The sequence below is a fragment of the Streptomyces parvus genome (assembly GCF_014648875.1).
GTDB lineage: Bacteria > Actinomycetota > Actinomycetes > Streptomycetales > Streptomycetaceae > Streptomyces > Streptomyces parvus.
Genome location: NZ_BMRY01000012.1, coordinates 98,422 through 111,452, shown reverse-complemented (window position 1 = coordinate 111,452; position 13,031 = coordinate 98,422). Strand labels below are relative to the sequence as shown.

Here is a 13,031-nt window from a genome sequence, read left to right as displayed (position 1 = left end):
GCCGACAGAGGACACGGAAGTGAAGGAAGGCAGCCTGTCATGACCGAGCGCAGCGGATTCCTGTTCTGCGCCGACCCGTTAAGGACGTCGAGGCCCGATCCGCAGTTCGCCGATGACCTCGCGGCGGCGCGGGCGGCGGGTGGCCGGATCGCCCTGCTCGATCATGACGCGCTGCTCGCCGGGGACGCGGCCGGGGCGGTGGCCCGGGTCGCACGGGACTCCGGACCGTACTGGTACCGCGGCTGGATGATCCCCTCCGCCCGGTACGCGGAGCTGGAGACGGCGCTCGGTGCGCGGGGCTGCTCCCTGCTCACCGACGCCGTCGGCTACCGGCGGGCGCATGAACTCCCATGCTGGTACGCGGAGTTCGACGGGCTGACGCCGCACAGCGTCTGGCGGGCGGCGGTTCCGGGGGGTCCGCCGCCCTCCGCCGACGAGCTGGCCGGGATCGCGGCGCCGCTGGGGCCGGGGCCCGGCATCGTGAAGGACTTCGTGAAGTCCCGCAAGCACGAGTGGGACGAGGCCTGTTACGTGCCGGAGCTCGCGGACCGGAAGCAACTGGCTTCCGTGGTAGGCCGGTTCGTCGAACTCCAGGGGGACTTCCTCGCGGGCGGTCTGGTGCTGCGCGCCTTCGAGCCGTTCGTCGCGGGTGGCGAGGCGCGGGTGTGGTGGGTGGACGGGGAGGCGGTGCTCGTCACGGCCCACCCGGACACCCCCGACCGGCACCCCGTCCCCGAACTCCCCTCCGTGCGGGAGGCGGTGGGCCGTCTCGGGCTCCGCTGGGTCACCACCGACCTGGCACTGCGCGAGGACGGGGTGTGGCGGGTGGTGGAGGTCGGCGACGGCCAGGTCAGCGGAGTTCCCGCAGGGGCGGAGACGGGCGAGCTGTTCGCCGCGCTCGCGGCGGCCGGGGCGCGCTGAGCCCCTGAGCCTGCGCCTGGACTCATTGGGGCTCAGCAGCCGCAGTCGGCCGCGTCGACCGGAGCGGTCAGCGGATCGGCCGCGCGCCGCTCGCCGCCCTCCCAGGTCTCGTAGGCGAACCCCTCGCGCACCCAGTACTCGAACCCGCCGAGCATCTCCTTGACCTGGAAACCCAGTTGGGCGAGGGCCAGAGCCGCCCGGGTCGCGCCGTCGCAGCCCGGCCCCCAGCAGTACGTGACCACGGGGACGGCCGGGTCCAGCAGCGCGGCCGCCTGCTCGGAGATCAGGGCGGTGGGCAGGTGGACCGCTCCGGGGATGTGCCCCTGATCCCAGGAGGCGGTGGAGCGGCTGTCCAGGACGACGAACCCGGGGTCGCCGTCGGCGGCGAGCGCGGCGGCGACATCCGAGACGTCCGCGTGGAAGGCGAGCGAGGCGCCGAAGTAGGCGGCCGCGGCGGCAGGCGAGGCGGGCGGGACGCGCAGGACGGGGTTGGCGGCCGTGGCCGCGGAGTGCGAGGTCATGACCATGAATCTATGGCCGCGAAACCGGCCCGGGAAGTGAGATTCCCCGGCACAGCTCTTGATTCGCCGGGGATTTCCCTGTTGCCTCGGGGAGGTGACCGACTATTCCCCGGACGCCACCGACTGGCGCATCCTCGACGTCCTCCAGCGCGACGGCCGCGCCACCTTCGCCGAGCTCGCCCGTGCCGTCGCCATGTCCCCGAGCGCCGTGACGGAGCGGGTGCGGCGACTGGAGGAAGTGGGGGTGATCAGCGGATACGCGGCGGTGGTCGACGCCGAGCGGCTCGGGCTGCCGATCCTCGCCCTGGTGCGCCTGCGCTACCCGAACGGGAACTACAAGCCCTTCCACGACCTGCTGGACACGACGCCGGAGATCATCGAGGCCCACCACGTCACCGGCGACGACTGCTTCGTCCTCAAGGTCACGGCCCGTTCCATGAAACACCTGGAGGAGACCACCGGGCGGATCGGAGCGCTCGGCTCGGTCACCACGAGCATCGTGTACTCCTCACCGCTCCCCCGCCGCGCGATCGGCCGCTGAACCTCCCGGAGGGAGCTCGGCTCACACGAGGCGATGCCGCACGGACGAGCCCTGCCGCTCCTTCACCACTTCGAGCCGGGCCGGGATCCGGCGGCGCAGGTCGGCCACATGGCTGACGATGCCGACGCTGCGGTCCCGCTCCCGCAGGGAGTCCAGTACGTCGAGCACCTCGTCCAGCGTCTGGTCGTCCAGGCTGCCGAACCCCTCGTCGATGAAGAGGGTGTCCAGGCGTACGCCGCCGGCCTCCTCGGTCACGACGTCGGCGAGGCCCAGCGCGAGGGCCAGCGAGGCGAAGAACGTCTCCCCTCCGGAGAGTGTCGCGGTGTCGCGTTCGCTGCCGGTCCAGGCGTCGACCACATGCAGACCGAGTCCGGCGCGGCGGCCACCGGTACGGGCGTCGGAGTGGACCAGCGTGTAGCGGCCGGAGGACATCCGCTGGAGCCGCGCGGTGGCGGCGGCCGCCACCTGTTCGAGGCGGGCGGCCAGGACGTACGCCTCCAGGCGCATCTTGCGCTCGTTGTCGGCGGAGGTGCCCGCCGCCAGACCCGCGAGCCGGGCGATCCGCTCGTACTCCTGGCGTACGGGCCCCAGCCGCCGTACCTCTTCGGCGGCCTGCCGGGAGAGCCGGGTCAGCTCGTCGCAGCGCTCGTCGGCGGCGGCGAGCGCGGACGACGCCTCGCGCAGCAGCCATTCCGCCGTCTCGAACTCACTCTGTGCCGCTGATGGTCGGGCAGCGGGCTGCTCGGCGGCCTCGCGGGCGTCGCGCTCGGCACGGCGGTCGGCCACCGCGGCGGCCTCGGCCTGCCAGGCGTCGATGCGGTGCTGGAGGTCGCGTTGGGCCGAGGCGTCGAGGAGCGTCGCGGCCGCGGCCTCCGGGGTGTCGAAGCCGGCCCGGAACGCCGCGTCGGAGAGCCGGTCGTCGGCCTCCTTGCGGCGCTGCGCCGCATCCTGCTCGGCGCGTACGGCATCGGCGGCGTCGGCCAGCAGCTCCACCCGGCGGGTCAGGCGGTCCGCGTAGGCGGCGACGGACCCGGACTCGCCCCGGACGGCGGTGAGTTCGTCGTACAGTGCGGCCTGCTCGCGGTCGAGGGCCTCACGCCGGGAGGTGCGGGCGGCGGCCCGGCGCTCGGCCTCCTGCCGGAGTTCGAGGCGGCCGGCGTGCTCGCGCTCGGCGGCGTCGAGAGCCTCGCGGGCGGCGTGCGTCCCGGCGGCAAGGCGGTGCGCCTCGGCGTGCTCGGCGGTCAACCGGTCGACGGCGTCACGGAGTTCATCGACGGACGGGCCGGGGTCCGGCACCGCAGGATCACCGGCTTCCGCATCGCGGGCCTGCTCGTCACGCGCCTCCGCGTCCGCGGTGGCGTGGCGTTCGCGGACGAGCCCGAGGGCCTGTTCCGCGCGGGTACGGGTCTCCTCGGCGTCACGGTGGGCGGCGAGGGCGGCCTCCTCGGTGGCCCGGTCGACATGGCCGTCGCCCTCGGTGGCGGGGGCCGGGTGCTCGGCGGAGCCGCAGACGGTGCAGGGCGCGCCGTCGACGAGCCCGGCGGCCAGCTCCGCCGCGATGTCCCGCAGCCGCCGCTCCCGCAGCCCGAGCCAGGTCTCGTGGGCGGCGAGGGCGCGCTCGCGGGCCCCGGCGAGCTCCTCCCGGGCGGTCCGGAGCTCGGCGGCCAGAGTGTCGCGGCGGCGGGCGGCCTCCAGTCGACGGCGGGCCGGGGCGAGCAGTCCGGCGAGCTGTTCGGCGTGGGTCGCGGCCTCCTGCGCGGTCGCGATGGACTCCCGGAGCCCGGCGTGGACGGTGTCCCAGCCGGCGAGCCAGACCTCCGTGTCCCGGACGGTCGCGTCGTCGGCCCGGGATTCGCGCTCCAGCCGGTCCCGCTCCTCGTCGATCCCGGTACTGCGTGCCTCGGCCCGGCGGGCGGATTCCAGGCCGCCCAGCTCCTGCCGGAACCGGCGCTCCAGCTCGGCGAGTTGGTCGGGGCCCGCGTCGGCGAGGTCGGGCGGCAGGTGCACCCTCGCCCGGCCGAGGGCGTCGGACGCACGGCGGTGGGCGCGCTCCGCCTCCTCGCGCAGCTCCAGCGCCGGGGCGACCCGGTCGGCCTTGCGGGCGCGGTCCAGCTCCTCCTGGCAGCGGTCGTGTTCGGGTCGCCGCTCCTCCAGCGCCGCGGAGCGCCGACGGGTCTCCTCGTACCGCTGCTGGAGGCGGGCGAGTTCACGTACGGCGTCCAGTGCGTGGCGGGCCTCGCGCTGTCGGCCCTCGGCCCAGGCGACGACGCGGTGGGCGATGTCGAGCCGTTCGCGGGCCGTGGAGCGGGCGATCGCGGCCCACTCCAGCACGGCTTCGGCGAGGCCCGGTTCGCCGGGCCGGGCGGCGATCGGCGTGGCCTCGGCCCCGGCGGGTCCGGCCGCCTGGGCGATGCGCTGGGCGAGGGCGAGGATCCGTTCGTCGGCGGCGGTGACCTTGGCCTCGGCGCCCCGGCGCAGTTCGGCGAGGCGCTCCTCGACGGCGGCGAAGCGGGAGGTGTCGAAGAGCCGGCCCAGCAGCTTGCCGCGGGCCTCGGCGTCCGAGCGCAGGAAGCGGGCGAAGTCGCCCTGCGGCAACAGCACGACCTGGCAGAACTGGTCCCGGCTCATGCCGATGAGCTGGGTCAGCTCCTCGCCGATCTCCTGGTGCGACTTGCTGAGGGCGTGCCAGCCGCGCTCGGGGTCGTAACCGCGCAGCCTGCTCTGGGCCTTCTCCACGGTGAAGCCGTCGCCCCGCTTCTTCGGGCGCGGCTGGGCGGGGCTGCGGGTGACTTCGAGGCGGCGGCCGCCGACGGTCAGCTCCAGCTGGATCTCGGTGGGCAGGTCCACGGGCGCGTGGTCGCTGCGCAGGGAGGCCCCGGGGCTCTGCCGGGCGCCGGGGACGGCCCCGTACAAGGCGAAGCAGACGGCGTCCAGGACGGAGGTCTTGCCCGCGCCGGTGGGTCCGTGGAGCAGGAAGAGCCCGGCGGAGGACAGGGCGTCGAAGTCGACTTCCTGGGTGGTGCCGAACGGGCCGAAGGCGGTGATGCTCAGGCGGTGCAGTCTCACCGGGACACCTCGCGCACGGTCTCGTCCACCCGGACGTCGTCGAACGCGCCCCGCAGCACGGTGCGTTCGAGGTCGCTCGGGCCGCTGCCGCCGCGGACGTGGGCGACGAAGTCCTCGGCGATCTGGTGGTCGTCGCGGCCCTTGAGGCGCTGGGCGTAGGAGGCGAGCGGATCCTCGGGGGGCCGTTCGGGGTCGAAGACGAGGCTGAGGGTGTGCGGGAAGCGCCGGGCGAGGCGGGCCATGGGCTCGGCGGGGCGTACCGGGTCGGTGAGGGTGGCCTCGACCCAGGCGTGCTCGTGGCGGTCCAGGGCGGGGTCCTCCAGGAGGGTGTCGAGGCGGCCCCTGAGCCGGGCGAGGGGCCGCTCGACGGGGCAGTCGACGCGTTCCTCGGCGGCGATGTTCCCGTGGGCGTCGAGGTCGACGAGCCACATGGTCTTGCGGTGGTCGGCCTCGGAGAAGGAGTAGGCGAGCGGCGAGCCGGAGTAGCGGACCCGTTCCGTGACCCGCTGGGAGCCGTGGAGATGGCCGAGGGCCGCGTAGTCGACGCCGTCGAAGACCCCGGCGGGGACGGCGGCGACCCCGCCGACGGTGATGTCGCGTTCGCTGTCGCTGGGCTCGCCGCCCGCCACGAAGGCGTGCGCGAGGACGACGGAGCGGGTTCCGGCGGGGCGGCTGGCGAGGTCGGCGCGCACCCGGTCCATGGCGGCGGTGAGGACCGCCTCGTGACCGGCCTTGGCCGCCCCCAGGGCGTCCTTGACCAGGGCGGGTTCCAGGTAGGGCAGCCCGTAGAACGCGACGTCGCCGTGGTCGTCGGCGAGCACGACGGGGGTGGCGCAGCCCTCGGGATCGGTCCGCAGATGGATCCCGGCGCGTTCGAAGAGCCCCGCGCCGACGCCGAGCCGGCGGGCCGAGTCGTGGTTGCCGGAGATCATGACGGTGGGGACGCCGGCGGCGGCGAGCCGGTGCAGCGCCCGGTCGAACAGCTCGACGGCGGTGAGCGGGGGTACGGCCCGGTCGTAGACGTCGCCGGCGACGAGGACCACGTCCACCTCGCGCTCCCGGACCGTCGCCACGAGGTGGTCGAGGTAGGCGGACTGGGCGTCCAGCAGGGAGACGCGGTGGAAAGACCGGCCCAGATGCCAGTCCGAGGTGTGCAGGAGCCTCACGCCATCACTCCGCCGGTCTTGGCCTGCATCGTCGTCATCCTCCACCCCGTGGGCCGCGCACCGGCGGCCCGTGATCCCGCTCGGCACCGACCACGCTAACGCCGCCGGGCCGCCGGACCCGCATCGATCATGATTTTCCCCCCGTAGGCACCCGTGGGCACCCGTGGCCCCGTGGGATTGCCCTCACCTCACGGGGTTCACACGGTTCACGCGGTCACGTCCCCGTACGCCTCGCCGCCCAGCTCCAGTGCCGCGGTCCCCGCGGTCACGTCGGCCAGCCAGGCGGTGAACGCCTCGACGTCGGCGTCCGGCAGCCCGATCCCGATGGTGACGGCCTCGGCGTACCGCACCTCGCGGACGTCCCGCCCGGTGGCCCGCAGGTCGTTCTCCAGCTTCCCGGCCCGCTGGTGGTCGACCCGGATCGTGGCGAGCCGGAAGCGCTGCCGGGTGATCGTGCCGAGCGCGTCGAGGGCTTCGCCGACCACTCCCCCGTACGCCCGGATCAGTCCGCCCGCGCCGAGTTTGACCCCGCCGTAGTAGCGGGTGACGACCGCGACGACGTACCGCGTCTCCCGCCGCATCAGCATCTGGAGCATGGGAACGCCCGCCGTGCCGCCGGGTTCGCCGTCGTCGCTCGCCTTCTGCACGGAGGCGTCGGCGCCGATCACGTACGCGAAGCAGTTGTGGGTGGCGGTCGGGTGCTCCTTGCGGACGCGGGCGACGAAGTCCTGCGCCTCCTCCTCGGTGGCGGCTGGGGCGAGCGAGCAGAGGAAACGGGATCGGTTGATCTCGCTCTCGTGCACACCCGCGCGGGCGACGGTCCGGTACTGCTCCTGCATCCGTCCACCCTATGCGCCGCCGCGAGGGCGGATCCCGGCGGGAATGGGGAGTGGGGTCCGTGGGTTGTCCCGGCATGGACGCAGACGACGTGACGATCAGGCGGATTCTCCAGGACACGGGCGACACCTGGGCGGTGGTGGGCCTGTCCGGCAACCGTTCCCGGGCGGCGTACGGGGTGGCGGAGGTCCTCCAGCGGTTCGGCAAGCGGGTGGTGCCGGTCCACCCGAAGGCCGAGACGGTCCACGGCGAACAGGGGTACGCCTCGCTCGCGGACATCCCCTTCCCGGTCGACGTGGTGGACGTGTTCGTCAACAGCGAGCTGGCGGGCGCCGTCGCGGACGAGGCGGTGGCGGTCGGCGCGAAGGCGGTGTGGTTCCAGCTCGGTGTCGTGGACCGGGACGCCTACGGGCGGACGCGCGCGGCGGGCCTCGACATGGTCATGGACCGGTGCCCCGCGATCGAGATCCCCCGGCTGGGCGCTCGCGCCTGAGCCCGCCGGGTGTGCGGGGCGCCCCCGGGTGGGCAGAATTCCCGCCGTGGACGACGTGGACGTAATCGACGTGACCGACGGCAGGGCCCGGACGACGGCCGCGCTGACCGCGCTCGGCGTCCGGCCCGGTGATGTGCTCCTGGTGCATGCCTCGCTGCGCGCGCTGGGGCCGGTGGCGGGCGGGGCGCGGGAGGTGCTGGGCGCGTTGCGCCGGGCCGTCGGACCGTCGGGGACGGTGGTGGTCCCCGCCTTCACCACGGAGAACTCCGACACCTCCCCGCACTACCGCGAGCGGGTGCGGGGCCTTGACGCCGGGGCGGTCGACGCGGTGCGCGCCGCGATGCCCGCGTACGACCCGGCGGTGACGCCCGCGCCGTCGATGGGCGCGCTGGCCGAGACCGTACGGACGGCGCCGGGGGCCGGGCGCAGCGCGCATCCGCAGACCTCGTTCGCCGGGCTCGGCCCCGGGGCTGCGCGGCTGCTCGCCGGGCACCGCCCCGACTGCCACCTCGGGGAGGACTCGCCGCTGGCCCGGCTGTACGAGGCGGATGCCCGGATCCTGCTGCTCGGCACCGGCTACGCCACGTGTACGGCGTTCCACCTGGGCGAGTACCGGATGCCCGGCCCGCCGCGCCGGAGCTACCGCTGTGTGGTGGCGTCACGGGGGGTGCGCCGATGGTGGGAGTACGAGGATGTCGCCCTGGACGACGGGGACTTCGCCGCCCTGGGCGCCGCGTTCGAGGAGGCCGCCGCCGAGGGTGACGTACGGGCGGGGCGCGTGGGCGCGGCGGAGTGCCGGCTCGTCCGGCTGCGGTCGGCCGTCGACTTCGCCACGATCTGGCTCAAGGAGCACCGGACAGCCTGACGTCGCCCCGGCCGTCCCCTCCGGCCGTTCGAGCGGCTCAGACGCCGAGGCCCTCGACGACGACCGCACCCGGGAGGGCGGCGAGCGCCTTGCCGGGGACGATGAGCTTGCCGCGCCGGCTGCCGCTGCCGATCAGGACCCATTCCTCGTCCACGACGGCGGGGTCCAGCAGGAGGGGCCAGGCGGCGGGCAGGCCGATCGGGGTGATGCCGCCGTACTCCATGCCGCTCTCGCCGACCGCCGTGTCCATCGGGGCGAAGGAGGCCTTGCGGGCGCCGAGGTGCTTGCGGACCGCGCCGTTGACGTCGACCCGGGTGCGGGAGAGCACCACGCAGGCGGCGAGGGTGACGTCCTGGCCGCGCTTGCCCGCCACGACGACGCAGTTGGCCGAGGTGTCGAGGAGTTCGACGCCGTGGTGCTCGGCGAAGACGGCGGTGTCGGCGACGGCCGGGTCGCTGTCGACGTGGACGAGCTGCTCGGCGGTGAACTCGCCCCAGCCCGCGGTCAGCGCCGCGACGACGGGGGCGGGGAGCAGGTCGAGCCGTTCCGCAGCGGGAGCGGCGTCCTCGAAGGTGCCGATGGGTGCGCGCATGGCGCTCACGCTAACAGCGTCGGGGGCAGGGCTGGCCTGGCGTCTCGGCGAACGGGCGTTCCGGCGAAGGCGTCTCAGCGGAGGCGTCTCAGCGGACGGGCGGGATGGCGACGGCCATGGTGAAGACCGTCGGTTCGCCGCCCTCGTTGCGGTAGCCGTGCGGCACGTGCGCCTCGAAGGTGGCGGAGGTCCCGGCGGGGACGGCATGGTCGAGACCGTCGACCTGGAGGGTCAGTTCGCCCTCGGTGACGTGGAGGAGTTCGACGGTGCCCTCGGGGTGCGGGTCGGACGTGGTGCCCTCCCCGGGCATCAGGCGGCAGGTCCACAGTTCGAGCGGGCCGCGGGCCTCCGCTCCTACCAGCAGCGTGGTGGAGCTGCCCGCCTCGGTCGACCACATACGGACGGCCCGGCTCTCCGGGACCAGCCGGACCTGGGGCCCCTGCTCGTGGTCGAGGAGGGTGGTGATGGCGACGCCGAGCGCGTCGGCCAGCTTCACCGTGGTGCCGACGCTCGGGTTCGTCCGCGCCTGCTCGATCTGGATGATCATTCCCCGGCTGACTCCGGCGCGGGCCGCGAGGGCGTCCAGGGTGAAGCCGCGCTCGCCCCGCCAGCGCTTGAGGTTGCGGGCCAGCGACTGGGTGAGCTGGTCGAGGTCGGACACGTACCGTCCCTGCGGTGGATGATCGAGAACGCGGTCAAGAATATTGCACTGCCGACTGCCGTACGGTGCACTTTCCCCCCGCCGCACTCCCCCGTCCACCGGACCGTGGCGGCGCCACACGGGACCTACGGGGTTGACGGGGTTTCCCGCACCTCGTCCAGCTCGGCGAGGGCCAGCAGCTGCTCGGGCGTGACGCCCTGGGGGATCGGCACGGGGGCAGGCGTGCGCAGCGGCGGCTGCCAGCCCTTCTCCGGGTCCCAGCTGCGGACGACGCGGGCGGGTGCTCCGGCGACCACCGCGTGGTCGGGGACCTCGCCCCGGACGACGGCGCCCGCCGCGACCACCACGTTCCGGCCGAGCCGGGCCCCGGGCAGGATCACCGCGCCGGTGCCGATCCAGCAGCCGGGGCCGATCGCCACCGGTTCCATCCGGGGCCACTGCCTGCCCACGGGCTCGTGCGGGTCGTCGTAGCTGTGGTTGGTCGAGGTGATGTAGACGTACGGACCGCAGTACGTGTCCGAGCCGACGGTCACCGTCGTGTCGGCGATCACATGGCTGCCACGCCCCAGCACCACCCCGTCGCCCAGAGTGAGGATCGGGTCGGGCCCCAGGTCCAGGTCGGGCATCATCCCGGCGGTGAGGGTGACCTGCTCGCCGATGATGCAGTGCGCGCCCAGCTCGATCCACCGCTCCCCGAACACGGTGCCCTGCGGGAAGGCGAGCCGGGTGCCCTCGCCGATCGCGCCGAACCGCAGGCGCCCGGGGTGCTCGGCGGTGACCGCACCCGCCCGCTGTGCCCAGGCCCAGCCGAGGTGGACCGCCCGGGAGGCGGCGCGGCGCGGCCAGCGGGCGAGGAAGGAGAACGTGTTTCGGTTCTTCGGCACGCGCTCACGGTAGTCGGCGGCGCGGTGGGCGATCCCCGCGGTGACCTGTGATGTTCGCCCCACTGCGCGGCGCCCGCCGGGGGCCGTCGCCTACCGTGAGAGTCGGCCTGATCCGGTGGAGAGGGCCCAGGAGCACCACACCGGCGCGAAGGAGCAGGCGATGGCGGAGCAGGCGTTGATCACGGGCATGGGCGGCAAGGAGCCGGACATCGATGTGGACGCGTTCGTGGCCCCGACCTCCGTGGTGATCGGTGAGGTGACGCTCGCCCCGGGCTCCAGCGTCTGGTACCAGGCCGTGCTGCGCGCCGACTGCGGTCCCATCACGCTCGGGCCCGACAGCAACATCCAGGACAACTGCAGCGTGCACACCGACCCCGGTTTCCCGCTCACCGTGGGCGCGCGGGTCTCGGTCGGCCACAACGCCGTGCTGCACGGCTGTGTGATCGAGGACGACGTGCTGGTCGGGATGGGCGCCACGGTGCTCAACGGCGCGCACATCGGCGCGGGTTCGCTGGTCGCGGCGCAGGCTCTGGTCCCGCAGGGGATGCAGGTGCCGCCGGGCTCGCTCGTCGCGGGGGTGCCCGCGAAGGTGAAGCGGCCGCTGACCGCCGAGGAGCTGGAGAGCATCCGCTTCAACGCGGCGGGGTACGTGGAGCTGGCGAAGGCGCACCGCGCGGCGCACGAGGGCTGACGCCCGCCCGCGGCACCCGACGAACAGCGGCCGGGCCGCCGCCCTCCCGTTCCAGGAGGGCGGCGGCCCGGTCTCATGTGCGTACGGCGTCTCGCGCGGGTACGGCGGTGGTCAGCCGTTGGGGCGCAGGGTCCACACGACGGTCATCTCGCCGGTGACCGCGCCGTCGGCGCGCGTGATCTCGATGGCGACGGGGAATTCCGGCCGCTGTCCGGCGTCCAGCTCGGCGACCACGTCGGCGATCGGGCGGCCGAGGGTCGCGGTGGCGGTGACCTCGCCCATGGCGAGCTTCTTGTAGCCGATCTCGGCCTTCACGGCGAGCGGCACGGCCCGCGACATCTGGTCGCCGAAGGCGGCGATGACGATCGCGCCACTGGCGGACTCGGCAAGCGTGAACATCGCTCCGGCGTGCGGGCCGCCGACGTGGTTGTGGTAATCCGCCTGGTCGGGCAGCCGGACGACGGCACGCTCCGGGGTGGTCTCCAGGAATTCGAGGTTGAGGGTCCGGGCCATCGGAACCGTCGCGACGAGCATCTCGCCCACGGTCATCTGTTCAGCGCTCATGCCCGAAGGTTACTCACCAGTAGCACCGTTTGGCCATCCCCTTGTGACGGCTCCGGTACAGGGCTGACGTAGAAGTGGGCGCACGGCCCATCTATGGTTACTGGCCATGTGGCCAGGAACGCAGCCGCCCGGGGGCGAGCAGAACCCGCAGGACCAGAACCAGAACCCGTACCAGCAGCCGGGGTACCAGCAGCCGAATCCCTATCAGCAACCGGGATATCCGCCGCAGGGCCAGCCGGGGCAGCCCACCGAACCGGGCTACGGGTACCCGCAGGGCCAGCCGCCCGGCGGGCAGCCGGGCTATCAGCAGCCCAATCCCTACCAGCAGCCGACGGTGCCGCAGTACGCCGTCCCGGGTCCGCCCGGCGGGCCGAAGCCCGGCGACGACAAGAAGAAGACGACGATCGTGGCGATCGTCGCGGCGCTGGCCGTCGTGGTCGCTGCGGGCGTCACCGGATTCCTCGTGCTCGGCAAGGACGACGACGACAGCAAGAACGTCGCCGGCAAGGAGAAGACCGCGTCGCCGAGTGCCAAGCCCAGCGAGACGGCCACCGGCTCCGCGCCGCCCGCGGAGAACCCGCGGGGCTCCGAGAACGACCCCAAGCCGCTCATTCCGGGCTGGAAGGTCGTCACCAATCCCAAGTGGGGCACGCAGTTCGACGTTCCCGGTGACTGGGAGGTCGCGAGCTCGGGAATGTTCTCCGGCTTCGAGGACGCCAAGAAGGAGGACGGGTCGCCGGTCGCCGGCTTCTCCGCACCCGCCTACTACAAGAGCAAGTGGTGCGTCGACGACTCCGACGGGGACGGCCGCGAGGAGGACACCGGGCTCGCCGGCGTCGGGACGAAGGGCGCCCAGGGCGCCAAGAACACCGACGAGGCAGCCCGGAACGAGGCCGCCAACTGGGTGTGGGCCGCCTACGCCCAGCTCGACCCGAAGTCCAAGGTCAAGATCGGCAAGGCCAAGCCCTTCACCACCAAGTCGGGTCTCTCCGGCAGCGTCGCGCAGGCCACCGCCCTGGAGCTGGCCAACAAGGAGAAGTGCGACAGCGACGGGAAGTCGATCGCGTTCTCCTTCAAGAACTCCAAGGGCGACTTCTCCACCTGGGTCCTCTACGCCGCCACCGGCGTCAAGGACGAGCTGCCGGACACCACCATCCAGCAGATTCTGAGCACGGTCCGCCTCGCGGGTGAGCCCACCGGCTGACATCCGCACAGCGCGTTCCCGCACC

General features: G+C 73.7%; 14 protein-coding genes. 6 read left to right on the top strand and 8 right to left on the bottom strand.

What is annotated here, in order from left to right:
- Nucleotides 1-39 precede the first annotated feature (39 nt).
- Entirely contained in the window at nt 40-921 is an 882-nt protein-coding gene (locus IE140_RS30190; RefSeq protein ID WP_150195433.1) for an ATP-grasp domain-containing protein, read from the top strand.
- A gap of 32 nt (nt 922-953) precedes the next feature.
- Here the strand turns inward: IE140_RS30190 and IE140_RS30185 are convergent, their stop codons facing one another.
- Complete coding sequence (locus tag IE140_RS30185; RefSeq protein WP_093436996.1) at nt 954-1,448, bottom strand: rhodanese-like domain-containing protein; 495 nt, start codon at nt 1,446-1,448, stop codon at nt 954-956.
- A gap of 88 nt (nt 1,449-1,536) precedes the next feature.
- Here IE140_RS30185 and IE140_RS30180 point away from each other — a divergent pair, with 88 nt between their 5' ends.
- Nucleotides 1,537-1,983, top strand: coding sequence for an Lrp/AsnC family transcriptional regulator (locus IE140_RS30180; RefSeq protein WP_010070037.1), 447 nt, complete (start codon nt 1,537-1,539; stop codon nt 1,981-1,983).
- Nucleotides 1,984-2,004: 21 nt separating this feature from the next.
- Here the strand turns inward: IE140_RS30180 and IE140_RS30175 are convergent, their stop codons facing one another.
- From IE140_RS30175 to IE140_RS30165, 3 genes are all read right to left on the bottom strand, one after another.
- Complete coding sequence (locus IE140_RS30175) at nt 2,005-5,049, bottom strand: AAA family ATPase (protein WP_150195435.1); 3,045 nt, start codon at nt 5,047-5,049, stop codon at nt 2,005-2,007.
- The gene (locus IE140_RS30170) at nt 5,046-6,215 is read right to left on the bottom strand and encodes an exonuclease SbcCD subunit D (protein ID WP_150195437.1); all 1,170 of its coding nucleotides are present in this window, start codon (nt 6,213-6,215) and stop codon (nt 5,046-5,048) included. Before IE140_RS30170 ends, IE140_RS30175 begins: the two co-directional genes overlap by 4 nt.
- Nucleotides 6,216-6,421: 206 nt before the next feature.
- Nucleotides 6,422-7,054 carry a YigZ family protein gene (locus tag IE140_RS30165; RefSeq protein WP_093437004.1) on the bottom strand — a complete coding sequence of 211 codons (633 nt, stop codon included), beginning with the start codon at nt 7,052-7,054 and terminating at the stop codon, nt 6,422-6,424.
- A 74-nt stretch (nt 7,055-7,128) separates the two neighbouring features.
- On the opposite strand from IE140_RS30165, the gene IE140_RS30160 reads away from it, so the two are divergent.
- Both IE140_RS30160 and IE140_RS30155 read left to right on the top strand, forming a co-directional pair.
- Entirely contained in the window at nt 7,129-7,545 is a 417-nt protein-coding gene (locus tag IE140_RS30160; RefSeq protein ID WP_093437006.1) for a CoA-binding protein, read from the top strand.
- A 46-nt stretch (nt 7,546-7,591) separates the two neighbouring features.
- Nucleotides 7,592-8,410 (top strand): AAC(3) family N-acetyltransferase, encoded by an 819-nt coding sequence (locus IE140_RS30155; protein WP_093437008.1) that lies wholly within the window; start codon nt 7,592-7,594, stop codon nt 8,408-8,410.
- A 37-nt stretch (nt 8,411-8,447) separates the two neighbouring features.
- On the opposite strand, the gene IE140_RS30150 is transcribed toward IE140_RS30155, so the two are convergent.
- The 3 genes from IE140_RS30150 to IE140_RS30140 all read right to left on the bottom strand — a co-directional run bounded on the left by IE140_RS30150 (nt 8,448) and on the right by IE140_RS30140 (nt 10,547).
- Nucleotides 8,448-9,002: a YbaK/EbsC family protein gene (locus IE140_RS30150; protein WP_032778545.1), complete on the bottom strand. Its 555-nt coding sequence runs from the start codon at nt 9,000-9,002 to the stop codon at nt 8,448-8,450.
- Between the two features lie 88 nt (nt 9,003-9,090).
- Nucleotides 9,091-9,663 (bottom strand): helix-turn-helix domain-containing protein, encoded by a 573-nt coding sequence (locus tag IE140_RS30145; protein ID WP_075267463.1) that lies wholly within the window; start codon nt 9,661-9,663, stop codon nt 9,091-9,093.
- Between the two features lie 125 nt (nt 9,664-9,788).
- Nucleotides 9,789-10,547: an acyltransferase gene (locus tag IE140_RS30140; RefSeq protein ID WP_150195439.1), complete on the bottom strand. Its 759-nt coding sequence runs from the start codon at nt 10,545-10,547 to the stop codon at nt 9,789-9,791.
- Nucleotides 10,548-10,707: 160 nt separating this feature from the next.
- On the opposite strand from IE140_RS30140, the gene IE140_RS30135 reads away from it, so the two are divergent.
- Complete coding sequence (locus IE140_RS30135) at nt 10,708-11,238, top strand: gamma carbonic anhydrase family protein (protein ID WP_032765873.1); 531 nt, start codon at nt 10,708-10,710, stop codon at nt 11,236-11,238.
- Nucleotides 11,239-11,349: 111 nt separating this feature from the next.
- On the opposite strand, the gene IE140_RS30130 is transcribed toward IE140_RS30135, so the two are convergent.
- Nucleotides 11,350-11,787 carry a DUF4442 domain-containing protein gene (locus tag IE140_RS30130; protein ID WP_006122944.1) on the bottom strand — a complete coding sequence of 146 codons (438 nt, stop codon included), beginning with the start codon at nt 11,785-11,787 and terminating at the stop codon, nt 11,350-11,352.
- A gap of 121 nt (nt 11,788-11,908) precedes the next feature.
- On the opposite strand from IE140_RS30130, the gene IE140_RS30125 reads away from it, so the two are divergent.
- The gene (locus tag IE140_RS30125) at nt 11,909-13,006 is read left to right on the top strand and encodes a DUF8017 domain-containing protein (protein WP_093437013.1); all 1,098 of its coding nucleotides are present in this window, start codon (nt 11,909-11,911) and stop codon (nt 13,004-13,006) included.
- Nucleotides 13,007-13,031: the final 25 nt, after the last annotated feature.

Excerpts from the sequence above, each read along its gene's own strand:
- IE140_RS30150 (WP_032778545.1), bottom strand. The coding sequence starts at position 9,002 with ATGCGCGCACCCATCGGCACCTTCGAGGACGCCGCTCCCGCTGCGGAA.
- IE140_RS30130 (WP_006122944.1), bottom strand. The coding sequence starts at position 11,787 with ATGACCGTGGGCGAGATGCTCGTCGCGACGGTTCCGATGGCCCGGACC.
- IE140_RS30165 (WP_093437004.1), bottom strand. The coding sequence starts at position 7,054 with ATGCAGGAGCAGTACCGGACCGTCGCCCGCGCGGGTGTGCACGAGAGC.
- IE140_RS30135 (WP_032765873.1), top strand. The coding sequence starts at position 10,708 with ATGGCGGAGCAGGCGTTGATCACGGGCATGGGCGGCAAGGAGCCGGAC.
- IE140_RS30125 (WP_093437013.1), top strand. The coding sequence starts at position 11,909 with ATGTGGCCAGGAACGCAGCCGCCCGGGGGCGAGCAGAACCCGCAGGAC.
- IE140_RS30160 (WP_093437006.1), top strand. The coding sequence starts at position 7,129 with ATGGACGCAGACGACGTGACGATCAGGCGGATTCTCCAGGACACGGGC.
- IE140_RS30190 (WP_150195433.1), top strand. The coding sequence starts at position 40 with ATGACCGAGCGCAGCGGATTCCTGTTCTGCGCCGACCCGTTAAGGACG.
- IE140_RS30185 (WP_093436996.1), bottom strand. The coding sequence starts at position 1,448 with ATGGTCATGACCTCGCACTCCGCGGCCACGGCCGCCAACCCCGTCCTG.